The organism is Chloracidobacterium sp. (genome assembly GCA_016716305.1).
In the GTDB taxonomy this organism is placed as follows: Bacteria; Acidobacteriota; Blastocatellia; order Pyrinomonadales; family Pyrinomonadaceae; genus OLB17.
On record JADJWP010000002.1, the window covers coordinates 247551 to 265433 of the forward strand.

Here is a 17883-nt window from a genome sequence, read left to right on the forward strand (position 1 = left end):
GGGCTACGCGGGAAAAATGGAAAGTTCAACTTCAACTGACCGAGATTTCGTCCACCTTCACCTTCATTCGGATTATAGCCTTTTGCAAAGCACAATCCAACTCAAGCCTCTTGCCAAAAGTCTCAACAAATTTGGGATGAAAACCTGCGCCGTGACCGACTATGGAAACATGTACGGTGCGATTTCATTTTACAAAACGATGAAGTCTAACGGCATCAAACCGATAATTGGATATGAGGCATTCGTTGCAAGTGGCAGCCGATTTGAAAGGACATCATCTTTAGCGGCCGGTGAAAAGCCATACTACAGTCTTGTGCTTTTGGCCAAGAATTTCAAAGGATATCAAAATCTCGTATTACTGGCTTCAAAGGCTTTTACCGAAGGATTCTATCAAAACAAGCCTCGGATCGACATCGAATTGCTTTCCGAAAATTCTGACGGCTTGATCGGACTTTCTGCGGGATTTAGAGGATCGATCGCACACTACTTGAAAACCGGCGCACCCGATCGGGCGAGGTCCGCGGCTTCGACTTTCGGCACGATCTTTGGTGTCGAAGGATTCTATATTGAGATCACTCGGCACGGTACTCAGGGTGAGCAGGAACTGAACACTGCATCTGTGGAACTTGCGCGCGAACTTGGGTTACCTATCGTCGCGACAAATGATGTTCATTATCTTGATCAGGACGATTCGCGGGCGCACGATGTGCTTTTGTGTATCGGCGATGGCCGGACTCTTACTGATCCAGGCCGTCCTATGCTGCCCACCAATGATTACTATCTTCGGAGTGCTGAAGAGATGTGGTCACTTTTTGGAGATCAATATCCGGACGCTCTTCAAAATACGATCCGGATAGCTGATTTATGTGATGTTGAACTGCCGATCGGAGAAGGTAACTTGATCCTTCCAGGGTTTCCGATCCCATCGGACTCCATTGCAAAGGATTTGGACGAGTATTTCGAAATGGTCGTATTCGAAGGATTCGAAGATCGCCGAAAAACCGTACTTGATCCTATGTCAGTTCATGGGACATTGAAATATCCCATTGACGATTATCAAAAGCGTCTTGAGATCGAAATTTCGGTGATCAAGCGAATGGGCTATTCCGGTTACTTTCTGATCGTTTGGGACTTCATTAAGTACGCCGTGGAACGCGGCATTCCGGTCGGCCCGGGCCGCGGGTCTGCAGCCGGTTCACTTGTTGCATATTCGTTGGGAATCACGGGAATAGACCCTTTGCAGTACGATCTTTTCTTCGAGCGCTTTCTAAACCCTGAACGAATTTCGATGCCGGACATCGATATCGATTTCTGTATTCGCGGTCGTGGCGATGTCATCAACCACGTATCCGAACTTTACGGACGCGAATCGGTCTGCCAAATAATCACGTTTGGGACTATGGCGTCCAAAGCAGCTATCAAGGATGTCGGCAGGGCGATGAATATCCCGCTCGGTGATGTTGAGAAGATCGCGAAACTGATTCCGCCGCCGTTTAGAGGGCGAATCACAAGCATTTCCGATGCGATCGAAAAGGTCCCGGAACTCAAGGCTGCAATGGCCAATGATATGCGGGTGCAGGAGTTGATAGATCTTGCTTTGCGGGTCGAGGGTTGTTCTCGTCACACATCCGTACATGCGGCTGGAGTCGTTATTTCACCGAAGCCTCTTCATGAGATCGTTCCCGTCGCTGTATCGCACCGAAACGAGTTTACAAGCCAGTATCCGATGGGCGACCTTGAACTAGTTGGGATGCTCAAAATGGACTTCCTGGGGCTGACGACTTTGACGATCATCAACGACTGCCTACGTACTCTAAGTGAAAAATTGGGCGTCCGCATCAACTGGGCCGAAGTCTCGTTGAATGACGAGAAGACAATGCAGCTCTTTGGAGAAGGAAAAACCGATGCGGTATTTCAGTTCGAATCGTCTGGAATGCAGGAGATCTGCCGAAGGCTTAAACCCAAAGAACTCGAGGATCTCTCGGCATTGAATGCCCTTTATCGTCCGGGCCCTATCGATGGCGGGATGATCGAAGAATTTATCTTGCGGCATCGTGGTGAGAAGAAGGTCGAGTACCTCCTTCCGGAAATGGAAGCGATACTGAGCAACACCTACGGGGTGCTGGTTTATCAAGAGCAAATAATGCAGCTCGCCCAAACGCTCGCAGGCTATTCCCTGGGTGAGGCAGATATGATGCGGCGTGCAATGGGCAAAAAGAAGAAGGAGGAAATGGCCGTTCACGAAAAGAAGTTCGTTGACGGTGCGATTGAGCGGGGCGTAGAAAAGAGGCAGGCAAAAGAGATCTTTGAATTGATGGCAAAATTTGCAGATTATGGTTTCAACCGAAGCCACAGTATCGCATATGCCTACCTGGCATTTCAGACAGGTTATTTGAAGGCCCATTTCCCTGCACACTTTTATGCGGCGGTCTTGTCGCACGAAGCTGATGACAGTGCAAAAGTTTACAAGTACTCAAACGAATTAAGGTCGATGGGGCTTTCTCTTTTACCGCCCGATGTCAACGAAAGCGACGAGGGATTTACCCCGTCGGACGGGGCCGTTAGATTTGGGTTGAGTGCGATCAAAGGTATGGGTGCAGCGGCGGCACGCGCTATCATCGAGGGTCGGCGCACGGGACAGTTCCGATCACTTTTTGACTTTGTTTCACGAATCGAACCGAATGCGATAAACCGCCGAACACTCGAGTGCCTCGTCGCTGCCGGGGCATTCGATTCGCTGATGCCTGTCGGCGAGACGACAAATTTCTGGCGTGCTAAGAATTTCAAAGCAATTGAAAGTGCCTTGAATTTCGGTCAAAACGCTTGGAACGACAAATTACGAGGCCAAAACGGCCTGTTCTCCGTTAACGATGTCGATCTCGGATCCCAAGGCGAACTGCCGAATGTCGATCCATGGACTCAGGACCAACTTTCATCTCAAGAAAAGTCGGCAATCGGATTCTATCTCTCAGTCCATCCGCTCGACAATTTCAAAGAGCTATTGGCAAACCTGCGCATCAGGAATATTGCGGATTTTGAAGAGATTCGGCCCGGGAGTCAGATCGTTGTCGCCGGGACCATCTCTGCGCTTCAGGTTCGCTGGAGCAAAAAAGGCAATCGATTTGCCACTTTTCGCCTCGAAGATGCCTCATCAGGTATCAAGTGCCTGATGTGGGCCGACGCCTACGGCAAGTATGCCGAGTTGCTTTCAGACGATGCTTTGATCATTGCTGAGGGAAAGGTAGAGTCTGCGGAAGGCCAAGAGATCACCTTGATCGTAAACGAGGTCCGGTCACTTCCGGAGGCTGAATCGCGAAATGCAAGGAGCATGCTTTTGACACTTCCGAAAGAACGAATTGATGAGGATTACCTTCAGGAGATATACTCGACGCTTAATGAAAAGCCTGGAAGGTGTGACGTTGAGATCAGCATTCCATACAGCCGGTATTTCGTCAGGGTTCATTCGAAGCTCATCAGAATTCAGGGATCGCAAAGGCTGGCGAACGAACTGAGATCGAAGGGCTGTGAAGTTGAATGGAAGTTATAGTCAAATCTATGTCTAATGAATCGAATTCAGCATTTGAACGCGTCTTAAATGCGCGACACCCAGAAAGGCCCTATTCGCTCGACCTTTTTGAAGAGATCTTTGAAGGTTTTGTCGAGATCCATGGCGATCGAAGATACGCGGATGATGCGGCAATGGTATGCGGATTGGCTAGGCTTGACGGCATCGAGGTCGCCGTTCTCGGGCAGCAGAAGGGTAGGGATACAAAACAAAGACAGCTTCGAAACTTTGGTATGCCAAAGCCTGAGGGTTATCGGAAAGCTCTTCGCGTGATGAAGCTCGCCGAAAAATTTGGTCGTCCGATCATTTCGTTCATCGACACTCCCGGGGCATATCCAGGTATCGATGCCGAGGAACGGGGACAGGCGGAAGCCATTGCCTTCAATCTGAGAGAAATGGCCGGTCTCCGCGTTCCGATAATAGTCGTAGTGATTGGAGAAGGCGGTTCGGGCGGGGCTTTGGCGATCGGAATCGGGGATCGGGTGTTCATGATGGAAAACGCCGTTTACTCGGTGATCTCGCCAGAAGGATGCGCTGCTATTCTGTGGAAGGATGCTGGAAAGGCAAGCGTTGCGGCAGAATGCCTCCGGCTGACCGCAAGCGATCTAAATAGTTTTGGGTTGATAGATAAGGTAATACCTGAACCAACTTCATGGGCAGTGGATGTTGATAATTCTGAGCCCCGCGGCAAGGACCGATCCTTCGAGAATATCGCGAATTCGCTGAAATCAGCGCTGGTCGCCGAGGTTCGGAGCCTGATGGCGGTCAAAGTTGAAGATCTGGTTCTTCAACGCTTCAAGAAGTTCCGAAAAATGGGAAGTTGGGTATAGGGTGATTGGGGCATTCGACACTACCGCAATACATCGAATACCCCAAAACCAGGTCGGGTTTTAACAACTTGTTATCACTAGAAAGGTATGTCGTCGTCGGTTGCCGACGCCGTTCGCGGGGTTTCTTGTACCGGCGGGTCGTTTGCCGGCCCTGCAAATTCTGACGCCGGACCTCCCTCTCCAGATGGTATGTCCGAGCGTCCACCGCTGAGAAAATGCATATCCGTTGCCTGCACGGCCAAAGTCTGCCGATTATTACCGTCGCGATCCGTCCATTCTTCAATGCTCAACCGGCCCTCAATGTATACCTGGCTGCCCTTTTTTAGATACTTCGCGGCGTTTTCTGCGAGATTTCGCCAAAGCGTTATTCGAAACCAAGTCGCGACCTCCTGCATTTCTCCGGATTTATCCCGCTTCCTTTCATTGGTAGCCATAGAAAAATCGCAGACCGCTATTCCCTGGGGTGTATATCTGAGTTCCGGATCTCGTCCGAGATTTCCTACAACAATGATCTTGTTAAAAGACATCTAGCTAAAGTCTCCATTCTTCGAAATATTAAAAGCAAACTTTCCGGGATATTACATTCATCAATCTACAACGGTCAAGTTTGCCGTGTTAGTATGTATTTTTTATCCATTGCTTGTACTTCCAGTCCGATGATCGGCGTTGGCCTCACCCAAACTATTGAGCGAATTAAGGTTGCGGCGATAATTTTCGCAGCAGCCACATTCACGGTCGGCCAGGTGTCCGAACTGTCCGAAACCGCATACAAAGAATGTTGGAGCCATCCGATCAGTGGGAACGTGATCGGGACATCGATCAATTCCGGTGATCGGATCGTATTCGCGGAATCGGGCGGCACAATTCGCGCGATTGACGTTCAGGACGGCGAAGCATTATGGTCAGCGGAGTTGGGTGGTCAAATCGTTTCGAACTTGATCGCGGATGATCGATATATCTATGTAGCTACCACTCAAAACATTGGATCCGAAACCCACAAAAGCGCTGCTCTTCTGAGATCGCTCAATCCGGAAAGTGGGATTCCGGTCAATTCAACAACAATCCAGTCAAATGGGCCTTTCCGAATCGGACTCGTTAAAGACGGTGTCGTTTTAATTGACCGTGGTTCTATTATTTGGTCGTTTGCCGACGGCCTTGAGTCCATCAGATGGATGCGTCGATCGGACGAGTCGATCGCTAATGACCCTCTTTTTTCCAACGAAACGGTTATTTTCATATCAGAGGATAACAAGACCGTAGTGATTTCCACCGAGGACGGAAAGGTCCTCGATCGCCGTGATTCGAAGATTAAGCCGTCGGCGGCTATCGCATTGGATGCGGCTGTTGCGGTCGTGGGTGACCGTAGAGGCAACTTAAAACAATTTCAGTTCGGACGCGAGTCACCTGCATGGACATTCAGAACCGGCGGGTCGATAGCCCACATACTTACCGCAGGTGACCGGCTTATTGTTTCGTCATTCGATAATTTTGTCTATATGATCTCGTCGTCGAGTGGCCAAGTTATCTGGCGAAGACGCCTGGACGGAAGGCTGCGGTTTAGGCCAGTCGTGAACGATGGCGCGATCTTTCTATCAGTAAATGGCCAACCTGAGATCGATGTCGTGTCAGTTGATAATGGAAAAACCATCAATCGCATCCAACTGGATAAGAACTCCATTCCTGTCGACGTACTGCATGATAAGCTGAATCAGATGATCGTTATTCAAACTCTCGATCGAATTGCCGCCTACAAAACCAGCGGCTGCTCAAAAAAATAAAGGGCGGAACCTCACGTTCCGCCCTGTTTCCCAGTTAATTCAAAATAAAGTCAGTGCGAGACCGAGTATTCATGCATCATTGCATAGATCTCATCTTTTACTAATAATTTCTTTTTCTTGAGTGTGGATTCTTCGACTTGTTCGTCGTCGCTCGGGTAGATTAAGCCTGCTAGCTCGTTAAGACGTTGTTCGTAATTTTGATGCTGATGAACCAATTCACGGAACGCTTGATTACTTTTTATCAATTCGTCCCTCACCGCATCAGGAGTTGACATGTCCATAGCGCTTTTTCCTCACTTATCAAGTTTTTTCACACCCATTGGCTGCATAAACTGAGTCGGACGAGTGTTCACCTAATGTTAGTTCAAATCGACCGGTTTTTTCAAGCTTTGTTACAAATTCTGAAAATATTTAATGCGAAAGTGTGAGTTTCATAACGTATGCGTCGTCTTTTGGGTTGCGATAGAAATCTTTCCGTGTACCAACCACTTCAAATCCATATTTTCTGTAAAACTCTATGGCTGAGATATTTGCCGACCTAACCTCAAGAAACACATTAGCCAACCCGATTGATTGGCCCGTAGCAATAAGCGCATCGATCAGCAATCTACCGCAACCTTGTTTCTGATTTTCCGGCTCAATGCCGATATTAAGAAGTTCAAAATCAACAGAATTGTCGTTTTCGCCTTGTATTGTACGAGCATTCAAGAATCCTATTAGACCGTCTCGCTTCTTGTAGATTCCTAAAAATGTGCTGTTGTCGCGATCCAGTTCGGCGGAAAGGTCGTTTTCAGTCCACGGTTCCAGTTTAAGCAGTCTCGCTAACCGAACGATCTCGGGGACGTCGTTTGCGGTTACTTGTGCTATCCAGAGGTCAGAGTTCATTTGGATCAGAATAAGTTGTTGGCGTGGATCGGGTTCGCCGCATAGATCGGAGTCATGTCTACTGAGTTTGGAAACGCAGCTGACCAAAAATAAACCGCAAGAGCGAGATTCGATTCGGCCGCAACCAATTTCGGCGTCGTGGGTATAGATTCGAGTAGTTTTTTCAGGACATCTACGGAGACCTTGTGACAAATTAGCGTCTCGAATTCACTGCCGGCCAAAGCCTCTCTCAATCCAGCAGGATCGACTACTTTCATTGCTCTCGCGTTGGGGGCTTCTTGAGGATCATTCGGGAACCGTTGGATAACGAAATCACTGCGTCCGAACGGAATGACGACCGCAGTACTGCGATGCACGCCATACATCAACGCGATCGCGTCCAACAGCGGCACGCCGATCGCAGGGATTTGAAGTGATCGCGAAAGGCCGGCTGCTGTTGCAAGTCCGATCCGGATACCTGTATAGCTTCCAGGTCCTCTTGAGACCGCGAGAGCACGAATGTCCGATTTGCTAATTCCGGCCCTTTGAATGAGCGATTTGATATTGGCGAGAAGATCTTCGGCTCGCGAGAAATTAGAATCGCCCGATATTCCCGCGATCTCGATACCCGATCGAACGATCGAGAGACTACCGCCCAATACGCCGGTCTCGATAGCCAAAACTGTCTCGTGAAGTGTTGTTCGTATCACGCTCGTCCGCCTCGTCGGAACAAGGTCGGTATTATCCTGTTCACGGACGGTAAGATTCGCTTAAAGACACTGCCGATCTGATAATACAATCGCGAACTGTCGTCGAAAGGCGCATTCATATCGATCGACGCTTGTATCGGATTCGGCGGTATGCGCTTACCGATCTGCTTCAGGAGCATTGATGGGTCTCGCCAAATAACGTGTAGCGGTCGCAGCCTTACATCTGAATTCCACGCGGATTCCACACACTTAGTGATCCATTCTGGAACGTCTCGCGCTTCGCCTGCAATTGGAAGGCCTTCGATCTTGAGGCCGAGATACTTATGAGCCAGACCGATGCTGATAACTACCCAACTGCGGCGTGTCTTGTCGACAGCGTTCAGGCACTTGTCCCAATCAAAGTCGCCAGGTCGATTGGCAACTGCATAATGGATATCCCAAAGTCTCTCTTGAAACTCACCGCCGTCGGTAAGCCAATGGACTGCAACGATCCTTAGGTGGTCTTCGCTGCAAGGGACGCGTACCTCGACACCTTCGATCAAAACAACTTTCGACCGACGATAAAGATCGTCAAACGAAAGCGAGTCCAGATGCCGGACCGAGCGATGAAGGTCGATGCCGAGCCGATGTGCATCTTCCTCGTCTATCAGTCGAACGGCCTTTTCGAAGTCCTCAGGTGCGACCGCAATATCAATATCGCCGAATGATCGCGGCCGGTCATAAGGATAGAATTGCGCAGATACCCAGCCTTTGATCAAAAAGCACTTGATGTTCTTACCTTGCAAAAGACCAAAAGCTTGGGCTATGGCGAGTTCTGCCCTCTTGCGGTCCAGCAAATGCCAACGTAGGACATTTCCATCATCCGCTTTGCCTTCATCAGCTGTGGCATCCATAAACGCGAATAAGCAGTGAAAATTGCTTTCACTGCTTACTTAAAGTCGAAACCAAAAAATGTCCTAAATACAAAATCCGCCCGAACAGCTATTCGTCGGACATGGCGGTCGGTTAGTACACTGCAGCGTCGGTGGCGAGTCCAACGCGGAGCATGAGCACGAGACGTTTGCCAGGACCGACTGAGGGGCAACAAGCGATGCGACGATCGGTAAAGCAATCATGGATGCAAGGCCGAGTTTCTTTATCGCTTCCCTTCGGGAGCTTCCCGTAAGTTCCGATTGGATCTGACGCTCGAGAAGATCGCTCTCATTAAGCTGATCGATTGCAAGCCAAACAAGCTCATCAGGAATCTCGCTTCCAGCCTCTAACCCAATGATCTGGGCGATCTCGGGAACAGATCGTGAACCGTTGCACGCATTCCAAACCAGAGCAGCAGTATGATTTAGGCAATGGGCTTTATTATTATCAAGGTCGTAGACCAAAACCTCGTTCGGGACTTCTTGGATCACCAAGTTGGCCTTGCGAGCAGTTGGGAAATGCGGAATGTTCATTTTTTCCTCCAATCGAACTGACAAAAAAGCGTCAGAAATAAGCAGTCAGTCTATATCAAAATCAAAAAAAGACAAAATATTTTTTGCCGTCAAATTGGCCTCACCGCGCAGACCGTTCAGAATTATGGCACGACTAAGTGCAGTTTTCAAGACTTTCAGTACGAATTCAGGCTTTATTTGCAATGGTATAGCATGCCGAAATGTCTCTATCATCCCATTTCCGCGCGTGATCTCTTCAAGAGGCGCCGTCGGACCCGGGGCGAAGGTCGTAAGTGCGACCAATCCTATTGGTATTGGCGAGATCCCGGCACGGCCGCCGATCGCTTCTATCGGCACACCATTTCGTTCACTCCAATCCTGTTCTAGGTTTTTGACCGATAGCTTCCGCGCGAACGGGTGGACCAAGCCCTTTTCATCGATCACGGCATACTCATCAGAATAGTATTCCGCTCCTAGTCGCACTAGTTCGATCACTAGCGAGGTCTTACCCGAGCCGCTTTCGCCGGGCAGAAGAATGGCCTGCCCATTCCATCCAACGACTCCAGCATGGACGAAAACATGGTCTACGGCGTGTTCCGAGATCTTCAATCTCAACATGCGAACGAATAATTCGAGGACGCTATCGAGCGAGAGTTCGCCGTAGATCTCCTCATCGTCACGCTTGATGAAATATTGGTTGTCGTTTGAGCGGCCAATAAAGAACGAGTGCTCAGCATAACTTGTGCTTTCGTCAAAACGAACGTTGTTCAGCAAGGTCGATCTAACGAGATCCTTCAATTCCGTCGTTAATGCATCGACGTTCGTCTCGACCGAGATCCGAACGCCGTACGATTCGAAATTGAGATCGTGTCGTTTTGGGTTTCTAGAGCTCAGCATTGCAACGATTCGCTCAAAGGATCCTGATACTCGACATCAACATGTTTAGGGCAACGTGCAGCGAATTAGCCGTTTAGCTCTTCAACAGACGTTCTGTTCGCTAAGATAACAACAAAAGCGCCAAGAACTAAAATGACAAGTAAAAGCATGAAACCGAATTCCCCGCCACGAAAGAACCAAAAAAGCGCTAACGATCCGATCACCAAAGAAAACACGCCGAAAATGACCGAAACCGCCGCATGCGACCACCCGCGAATCGTCAGACGCTGGTACAAATGAGTTCGATGAGCTCTCCAGACAGGTTCCCGATTAAGCATTCTCCGGAATAACGTAACGACCGTGTCAAAAACGAACGGCCATATGACCGCGACAGCAAAGACTGGAAGCTTCTCGGATATTGTTGGGTCAATGCGTATTGCAAATAAAGGAAGGACGCCAAAGACAAAACCTAAGAACGAGCTTCCAACATCGCCCATGAAGATCTTTGCCGGCTGCCAGTTATGGACAATGAAACCCGCTGCAGCCCCTCCAATCAAAGCGGAGACGAATACCAGTGACGGCATTTCCAAAAAGACGAATAGGATGAAATACAACGCAGACGCAACGATGGCTTGCAGTGCTGCGATTCCGTCGATCCCGTCCATAAAGTTAAAAGCGTTGATCACCCAAACGATCCAACAAAAAGTCAGGATCGACCCGAAAGGACCTAATTGCATCGATATTTCAGCTATCGGAATCCAAACGATGCTCCAGCTACCAAGCTCAAAGACTACGAAACCAGCCGCCAAACAGTGAGCAAACAGACGCCATACAAAAGAGACTGACCGGAGATCGTCAAGCCAGCTGACCAAAGCCACCAATATCGATCCGGTCACGAACGAGTATGAAAAATACCGCGGCTCAAAATAAGAAACGGCACAATAGCCAAAAAGAACAACGATGACAATAACAAGCCCTCCGCCGCGAGGTGTTGGTGAGGCGTGCGAACTACGTTCATTTGGGATATCCAGAATTTTTCGCCGTACACTCCATCGACGAAAAAACTCGACACCAATGAATGTGACCAACGCTGCAGCGATGAATGTAAGCACTATACTCATCGGGTAGTTGTCGCCTTCAGCGTCCTTTCAAAACCGAGCGGTACGATTCGACCGCTACTTCGATCGAATATTGCGTAACCGCTGCATTTCTAGCCCGTTCGCCCATTTCGGTTAATTCGACGCTATTCATTGATAGGAAACGACCTATCGCTTCCGCAAGTTGATCGGGATGGTTCGGCGGAACGACAATACCGGCATTTGTCTCACTAACGACCAGGCTAAGTTCCGATTCAGGCTCAGTCATCGCAAGTATTGGTTTACCGGCAGCCAGAATATTGTAAGTGCGGCTCGGCATCGAGACGCCCTTCATACGATCTACCAACGAGACAAGCCCAACGTCGCATGCATTCAGAAACTGGATCTGGTCGCTTCTCGGCCTCGGGTCGAGTAATGTTACGTTTGATAGACTCCGCTTTTCGATCTCGTTCGATAGCCACTTTCGCTTAACGCCGTTTCCAAGAAAAACGAAATGCACTCGTTCGTTTGTCCGCATTCGATCCGCGCATTCGACGATGCTTTCAATGTCGTTCGGAAAACCCATGTTGCCTGCGTACAAGAATACGAATTTCTCGATCAACCCCAGCTCGTGCAACAACGGGTTTCCGACCCTCGAGAGCGGCCTGACGGTTTCGAGCTCCGCCCAATTCGGAATATAAGCGATCGGGACATCGAGTCCGTTCGACTTTCTGGCTACCAGATCCACCATATCCCGCCCGACAACGATTATCCCGGCAGCGTATTTGAACAACCATCGATTGAATCGATCGGCGATCGAAACGAACAGAGATCCCGGTTTCGCTTTGCCAACTGCGACAAGTATCTCCGGGTAGTTATCATGGATCAAGAGCGTATGGGCAGACCCGCGAGACAGCGCCGCGACCGCTGCCATGAACGGAAGAACCGGTGGCGTTGTCACCACCAGTACCCGGTCACCCCGACGAAAGTGGCGCAACGATAATATCAAGGTCGATAATCCCAATGTCGCCATATTCACCAAGCGAAAGAGTATTACATTTTTGTCCAGCGTGGTGCTTGCCGCTCTGAAGATCTCGACCTTGTTGTGAAATTCGCGTTTCGGGGCCCGAGTTCCGCGTCTTGAATAATTCGGTTGACCGCAGATCGCCTTGACCTCGAAATCGTCTGTGAGGTGTTCAGCTAGTTTCGTCAGGTAGTAGCCGGTCGACGTTTCTTCGGGATAATACAGTTCTGTTATCACCCACAAGCGTACTTTCCCTGCGGTCTTCGTTTGATTTTCCTCAGTTTCCATTTGGTCGGCGCTTATCGTTGATCGCTGCTTCGAGAACCCGAGCCGTTGCGTTTTCGAGTTCCTGGTCGGCCAGCCATTCGATCGCGAAATTTCTTGCTTTGACCGACATCCTATGATAGTCAGCATGGTCCATTGAAACACAGCGCTCGATCAGCCATGTCCATTTCTCTACGGAGTCAAGGCTAACATTCCAACCAAGCCCTTTTTCTTCGAGGTTGTTCCAGATGGTTCGGTCACTTATCAACAACGGGCAGCCGGCCGCCATTGCCTCAACAAAGACATAACCAAAATTCTCATTCAAGGTGGGCAGCACGAAAAAATGTGCACCGATAAGGTTCTTTAAAACCTGATCATTGGAAACTCCTCCAACGATACGAACATTCACATTCGCCGGCAGCTTATCGATGATCGCCTTACACTCGTACCAATAATCATCGTCCTCAAGCGGCCCGACCAGGTCAAGTTCGACCTTTCCCTTACGGATCGGCAGTAAGGCCTCAAGCAAGAAATGCAGATTTTTCTTACGGACGAGCCTTGATACAAACGAAAGGGTCAAGGCGCCCGACATTTTTCGCGGTTTTTGCGCCAGGTCCAGAACCGGCAAAATCTGTTTTGGCGGGAGGTCTGGGGCGATCAAAACCCGAGCACGTTTGCCAGCGATAGTCTTGATCTCGTCGTGTTCGATATCTGCGGATCCTTTCCAGATAACACCTTGAAAGAGACCTGAGATCCTCGCGGTTCTGAGAAAGGTCTTTTTTTTCAAGGGTTTAAGCGAAAGTGAAGGTTTTGAAACCTCGCCACAGGGTGCCAGTACCACAGGAATTTCTTTCAGGCCCTTTCGACGTCTTAACAACAGGAACTTCACCGATAATGTGCAAAACACACTATTCAGAAAGACCGCGGCGGGATCAACGTAACGAATGATCTTAAGAAAGTTGTTCTGGTTGATCAGAGCATTGGAGGCATAGTAAACCCGGGCATTGCCGACTATGTTCCACTCGCCGGTTCTTACGGATGTATATGGGACTCTGTCGTCTCGGCTATCGTAGTTTCGGGTGACGATGAAAAAATCATATCTGTCGCAAAAACGATCGACCAAATTGACGACGGTCCACATTCCGCCGCCACTTTTGAAACCAGGGAGGTAAAAATCACAAAAAACCAGTATCTTCGGCTTCATCTGGGACGGTTGATCACGAAACGGCATGCCGTCTGATACTGGTATATCCAAGAACGATCCGACTTACAGTGTGCGACACGTTTGGAGTCAGATACTCCATCGGCGGATCCCAATTCGCAGGCTGAGCAAGGGCCAGATCGACGGCCCTTAATATCGACTCGGAGTTCGCCCCACACAGGATATTACTCCCGCATTCGAGCGTCTCGGGCCGTTCGGTCACATCACGAACGGTTACATTTGGGATTCCAAATATTGAACATTCCTCTTGCACTGTCCCGCTATCCGTCAAGACCGCCAGAGCCGATTTTTCAAGCTTTACAAAATCGAAAAATCCCATTGCGTCGACCAATTGAATTGCCTCGCCAAAGCTAGGTATACCGAACTCTTTTATTTTTGAGGCGGTTCGAGGGTGTACGCTCACGACGACTTTTTTGTCGAATCTTTCAGCGACATCTTGAAGAGCTTTGAAGATCTCGGACAGCCGATCAGGTATGTCAACATTCTCCGATCTGTGAATTGTCGCAAGGAAGTACTCAAAGGGCTTTAAACTATTCTGCTGCAAAGATTCGCTCGCATCTATCTGCTCACTGAAGCTATCAAGTACTTCCTTGATCGGGTTTCCTGTGATATAGATCCGTTCCCTATCGATTCCCTCCTTTACGAGGTTCTGCATGCTTCGGGTCGTGTACGGCAACAAGATCATACTCGAATGATCGATGATCCGACGGTTCACTTCCTCGGGAACTCGATCATCGTAACATCTATTTCCGGCTTCCATGTGAAAAACCGGGATGCCACGACGTGCCGCCACGATCGCCGTCAATGCGCTGTTCGTGTCCCCAAGGATCAGAACTTTGTCCGGCCGATGCTGACCAAGAATGTCGTCAGTTTTCGACAGTATTTGCCCGATCTGGTCACCGAAGTTATTCGAGCGTATGCCGAGGTGTATGTCAGGCGGCCGAATATCAAGTTCCTTTAGAAATATGTCACTCAATGATTCAGCATAATTTTGCCCGGTGTGAACAGTCAGATGTTCGCAGTGCTGGTCCAGTATCTTCAGGATCAGGCTGAGCCGAATGATCTCTGGCCGGGTTCCGAAGATGGTCATTATTTTCATTGATACTCAGCCTCCCCGATCTAACCGGAAGTCATAAACCGTTCGATCTCGCCGCCAGCGGAACGCAACAGATCGAAAAGTTCGCTACCAACGACCGTGTCATCCCGCGATGAATACTCGTGATCGATAGCGGGCACGAAATCAGATCCGCCTCTAAGTTCTGGCAAGACCGGAAGGATCACATAGTAGTCACCGCGTTCGATGGTCCTGAAGCACTCTTCCTCCGAGACCATGATCTCATGGATTTTCTCACCGGGACGGATTCCTGTATAGCGGATCGGAAGGTCAGTCTCGCCCATTAAAGCACGTGCCACATCAGTAATATTCGCTGATTTGACCTTTGGAACGAACGTCTCTCCTCGCTTTCCAAGCGTGATGGCAGCAAAAACCGTGTCGACTGCGCGATCGAGACTCAAGAGAAACCTGGTCATTTCCGGCATCGTGACCGTGATCTCTTGACGTTTCCTGATCTGTTCAACAAAAAGCGGGACGATCGAACCGCGGGATGCTATTACATTTCCATAACGAACGCACATTATCCGCGTGCTCGGGCAATCTCGGTTTGCTTCGATCAATAGTCGTTCTTGCAATGCCTTGGTCATCCCCATTACGTTTATGGGTTTACAGGCCTTGTCTGTCGATATTCCCACTACCGTCTCGATCGCCAGCTTTTGCTCACGGATCGCCCGTACTATGTTTTCGGCACCTAGGACGTTCGTCAATACAGCCTCATACGGGAAATACTCGCACGAAGGAACCTGTTTGAGCGCAGCCGCATGAAATACAACATCGGCGTCGCGAAGGGCGTTCGCAACGGCAACACCGTCGCGAATGTCACCGATCCGGAAAGTAAGGATATTCTGTGAATTCTGGTAGATCACGTCATCCGTTGCGGCATCGCGATGCATGAAATCAAGCCGCATATAATGCTGCTTGGCTTCGTCACGAGAAAAGACGGTGATCCTTGCCGGGCGGCCCATTTCTCCACCCAAAAGCCGCTTCACCAGCGTCTGTCCAAGCGAACCGGTGCCTCCGGTTACGAGAATTCGCTTACCTTCTAGAACTCTTGATTTTTCCATTTATCGTACGGCGTCTGATCGGACGCCATTTCAGCGATCATTTCGCTCCAAGGCCTTGGGATGAACCCTGACAACTGACGAAACCGGGACGAATCTAGGCTACGGTCGATTCGGAAGGTCTCATCCCTTTCGATCTCGATGTCGAGCCGAAACTCGTTTCTTACAAGGGTCAATAAGTCGAATTTATTTACCGGGTCACTGGAAATATGATAAATGCCGGCAAGCCCCGGCATCTCCGTGATCAAACGCCTGATTATATCTGCAAAGACGACAGTTGGAAAGCCGCTGTAAATCGCGTTCGAAAAGCCCTTAATGGTCGACCCGCGATTGGTTAAGAACCACTCGACGAGACTATGCGAAGAACTCAACTCCCTGCCGATGATCGATGTCCTAATGGTCAAGCAGTTCGCAGCATCGACCTCGCCCCACCGCTTGCTCTGGCCATAGAGATCCCGTGCGTCCGGTATGTCCGATTCTTGGTAACCGCCCCGATCACCGGAAAAGACACAGTCGGTACTGATACATATCAACCGAAAACCATATTTCGAAGCGAGTGTTGAAAGCCTGTTTGGAAAGATCGAGTTCAACGAAAGCACATCCTCAACATTTTGTGCATTCGGTAATTGTTTGATGATCCCTACGGCGTTGACTACAACATCCGGTTCAGTCGCTTCAATGCATCCAATGACTCTGGACAGATCGTTTACATCGACATTGGTAAAAGTGTTCGATTCATCGAAAATGCCAAAACGGGCGACATCGGACCAGGAAGACCTGATCGTAGTGGAAACCTCGAACGCGTGACCGAGCTTCTGGACGAGCTTGTGTCCGAGCATTCCGTTTCCTCCAATTATCAATACTTTAAGTTGTTTCACTTACGAAATTGATTTAATTGTCGACGGACGACAGTTGAACCGATGAGTTAAAAAGCTTCATGCACTCTTTCAACAAAAATTCACTGCGAATACATAACCGGCGTTGCCTTTACTGTTTTGGCGAGCACTGCCTTACACGATTCAACCACTTCTTCCACGCCTATAAGCGTCAGACAGCGTCGATCCGTTTTGCAGATCGGTGAGTGACAACCCTCACATTCTACCCGCTTTCGTAGTACTCTGTGACCGGAACCAAACGGATGCCACCGACCCACCCAATCGATAGCTGAAAAGATAGCTACACATGGCGTGTTGACGGCTGCGGCAAGGTGCATCGTCCCAGTATCGTTCCCAACGTAAAGGACACACTTTGAGAGTGCCGCAGCTGACTGGCGGACCGTAAATGCACCGGCGGCGTTCGCACCCAACGACCATTGCTCGACCAACCGATCTCCCTTTTTCCGGTCTTCAGGCCCGCCGAAGACGATCGGAAAAACATCGTGGTCAGCGATGAGTCTCTTAACAACCGCAGAGTACCTATCTTCGCTCCAGACCTTCGAATCCCACTTACTGCCCGGTCCGATGGCGACAAATCTTCGATCCCCAAGGTCCGATCCGGCCGTTGTTTTGAGCCAATAGTCGGCAAATGAGACCTCATCGTCGTCCAAAAGAAGATCAGTGCAAAATTCGGGTTCCTGCGGGTTAATTCCCTCGTTATCGAGGCATTTCAAAAGGAATTCGGATTCGGAGATCACCGCGGCCGCTTTCTGTGTTGCGTGTTCTTCTAACCAATTGTCTATGAGATAGTTATGACCTCTAATATCACGTATTCCCGCAAGTCTGAAGAATGAAATGTCGCGCCTGACACGCTTTGGCGTCCGGTTTCGGGTCATAAGATAAACGAGCATATCAAAGCGACCTTTACGGATCGTCTTGAACAAGCCCAAATGTCCGGTCAGTGACCCGATCCTGGACAATCCGTTTGGGTACGTGATCCATGAGTCAAACAAACCGCTTTTCGGTAATACCGCATGGGCAGAAACATAATCCGGATTACTTGAATCGGCATTCGAGAGCAGTGTCATTCTTGCTGCAGGAAAGGACCGGCGGATCTGCCAGAATGCCGGCAACGAGACTATCGTGTCACCTAAATGCCCGATCCGAAAAACCAGAATATTCGTTGGGTTCACTGCGGTC

17 protein-coding genes are annotated in these 17883 nt (G+C 49.5%); 3 read left to right on the forward strand and 14 right to left on the reverse strand.

The window, feature by feature from the left end:
- The first annotated feature begins 16 nt into the window (after positions 1 to 16).
- Together dnaE and IPM28_03000 are read left to right on the forward strand one after the other, a co-directional pair.
- The gene (dnaE, locus tag IPM28_02995; protein MBK9171960.1) at positions 17 to 3547 is read left to right on the forward strand and encodes a DNA polymerase III subunit alpha; all 3531 of its coding nucleotides are present in this window, start codon (positions 17 to 19) and stop codon (positions 3545 to 3547) included.
- The gene (locus tag IPM28_03000) at positions 3535 to 4395 is read left to right on the forward strand and encodes an acetyl-CoA carboxylase carboxyltransferase subunit alpha (GenBank protein MBK9171961.1); all 861 of its coding nucleotides are present in this window, start codon (positions 3535 to 3537) and stop codon (positions 4393 to 4395) included. The genes dnaE and IPM28_03000 overlap by 13 nt, the downstream gene beginning before the upstream one ends.
- 77 nt (positions 4396 to 4472) lie before the next feature.
- Here IPM28_03000 and IPM28_03005 read toward each other — a convergent pair whose 3' ends face one another.
- Positions 4473 to 4922 (reverse strand): single-stranded DNA-binding protein, encoded by a 450-nt coding sequence (locus IPM28_03005; GenBank protein ID MBK9171962.1) that lies wholly within the window; start codon positions 4920 to 4922, stop codon positions 4473 to 4475.
- Positions 4923 to 5015: 93 nt separating this feature from the next.
- Here IPM28_03005 and IPM28_03010 point away from each other — a divergent pair, with 93 nt between their 5' ends.
- Positions 5016 to 6173, forward strand: coding sequence for a PQQ-binding-like beta-propeller repeat protein (locus tag IPM28_03010; protein MBK9171963.1), 1158 nt, complete (start codon positions 5016 to 5018; stop codon positions 6171 to 6173).
- 50 nt (positions 6174 to 6223) lie between these two features.
- On the opposite strand, the gene IPM28_03015 is transcribed toward IPM28_03010, so the two are convergent.
- The 13 genes from IPM28_03015 to IPM28_03075 all read right to left on the reverse strand — a co-directional run bounded on the left by IPM28_03015 (position 6224) and on the right by IPM28_03075 (position 17876).
- The gene (locus IPM28_03015) at positions 6224 to 6454 is read right to left on the reverse strand and encodes a DUF465 domain-containing protein (GenBank protein ID MBK9171964.1); all 231 of its coding nucleotides are present in this window, start codon (positions 6452 to 6454) and stop codon (positions 6224 to 6226) included.
- A gap of 130 nt (positions 6455 to 6584) precedes the next feature.
- Positions 6585 to 7058, reverse strand: a complete 474-nt coding sequence (gene rimI, locus IPM28_03020) for a ribosomal protein S18-alanine N-acetyltransferase (GenBank protein ID MBK9171965.1) — start codon at positions 7056 to 7058, stop codon at positions 6585 to 6587.
- 5 nt (positions 7059 to 7063) lie between these two features.
- A complete protein-coding gene (tsaB, locus tag IPM28_03025; GenBank protein MBK9171966.1) occupies positions 7064 to 7747 on the reverse strand; it encodes a tRNA (adenosine(37)-N6)-threonylcarbamoyltransferase complex dimerization subunit type 1 TsaB in 684 nt (227 codons plus the stop codon).
- Entirely contained in the window at positions 7744 to 8640 is an 897-nt protein-coding gene (locus IPM28_03030; protein ID MBK9171967.1) for a nucleotidyltransferase family protein, read from the reverse strand. Before IPM28_03030 ends, tsaB begins: the two co-directional genes overlap by 4 nt.
- Positions 8641 to 8703: 63 nt before the next feature.
- On the reverse strand, positions 8704 to 9192 hold the full coding sequence (locus tag IPM28_03035; GenBank protein ID MBK9171968.1) for a PqqD family protein: 489 nt from the start codon (positions 9190 to 9192) through the stop codon (positions 8704 to 8706).
- A gap of 45 nt (positions 9193 to 9237) precedes the next feature.
- Entirely contained in the window at positions 9238 to 10068 is an 831-nt protein-coding gene (locus tag IPM28_03040; GenBank protein MBK9171969.1) for a hypothetical protein, read from the reverse strand.
- A 65-nt stretch (positions 10069 to 10133) separates the two neighbouring features.
- Positions 10134 to 11168 carry a glycosyltransferase family 4 protein gene (locus tag IPM28_03045; GenBank protein ID MBK9171970.1) on the reverse strand — a complete coding sequence of 345 codons (1035 nt, stop codon included), beginning with the start codon at positions 11166 to 11168 and terminating at the stop codon, positions 10134 to 10136.
- Between the two features lie 16 nt (positions 11169 to 11184).
- Positions 11185 to 12435: a glycosyltransferase family 4 protein gene (locus IPM28_03050; GenBank protein MBK9171971.1), complete on the reverse strand. Its 1251-nt coding sequence runs from the start codon at positions 12433 to 12435 to the stop codon at positions 11185 to 11187.
- On the reverse strand, positions 12425 to 13615 hold the full coding sequence (locus tag IPM28_03055; GenBank protein MBK9171972.1) for a glycosyltransferase family 4 protein: 1191 nt from the start codon (positions 13613 to 13615) through the stop codon (positions 12425 to 12427). The genes IPM28_03050 and IPM28_03055 overlap by 11 nt, the downstream gene beginning before the upstream one ends.
- A 13-nt stretch (positions 13616 to 13628) precedes the next feature.
- The gene (gene wecB, locus IPM28_03060) at positions 13629 to 14732 is read right to left on the reverse strand and encodes a UDP-N-acetylglucosamine 2-epimerase (non-hydrolyzing) (protein ID MBK9171973.1); all 1104 of its coding nucleotides are present in this window, start codon (positions 14730 to 14732) and stop codon (positions 13629 to 13631) included.
- A gap of 20 nt (positions 14733 to 14752) precedes the next feature.
- Complete coding sequence (locus IPM28_03065; GenBank protein MBK9171974.1) at positions 14753 to 15811, reverse strand: polysaccharide biosynthesis protein; 1059 nt, start codon at positions 15809 to 15811, stop codon at positions 14753 to 14755.
- A complete protein-coding gene (locus tag IPM28_03070) occupies positions 15790 to 16686 on the reverse strand; it encodes an SDR family oxidoreductase (protein MBK9171975.1) in 897 nt (298 codons plus the stop codon). The genes IPM28_03065 and IPM28_03070 overlap by 22 nt, the downstream gene beginning before the upstream one ends.
- Before the next feature lie 80 nt (positions 16687 to 16766).
- Positions 16767 to 17876 carry a glycosyltransferase family 9 protein gene (locus IPM28_03075; protein ID MBK9171976.1) on the reverse strand — a complete coding sequence of 370 codons (1110 nt, stop codon included), beginning with the start codon at positions 17874 to 17876 and terminating at the stop codon, positions 16767 to 16769.
- Positions 17877 to 17883: the final 7 nt, after the last annotated feature.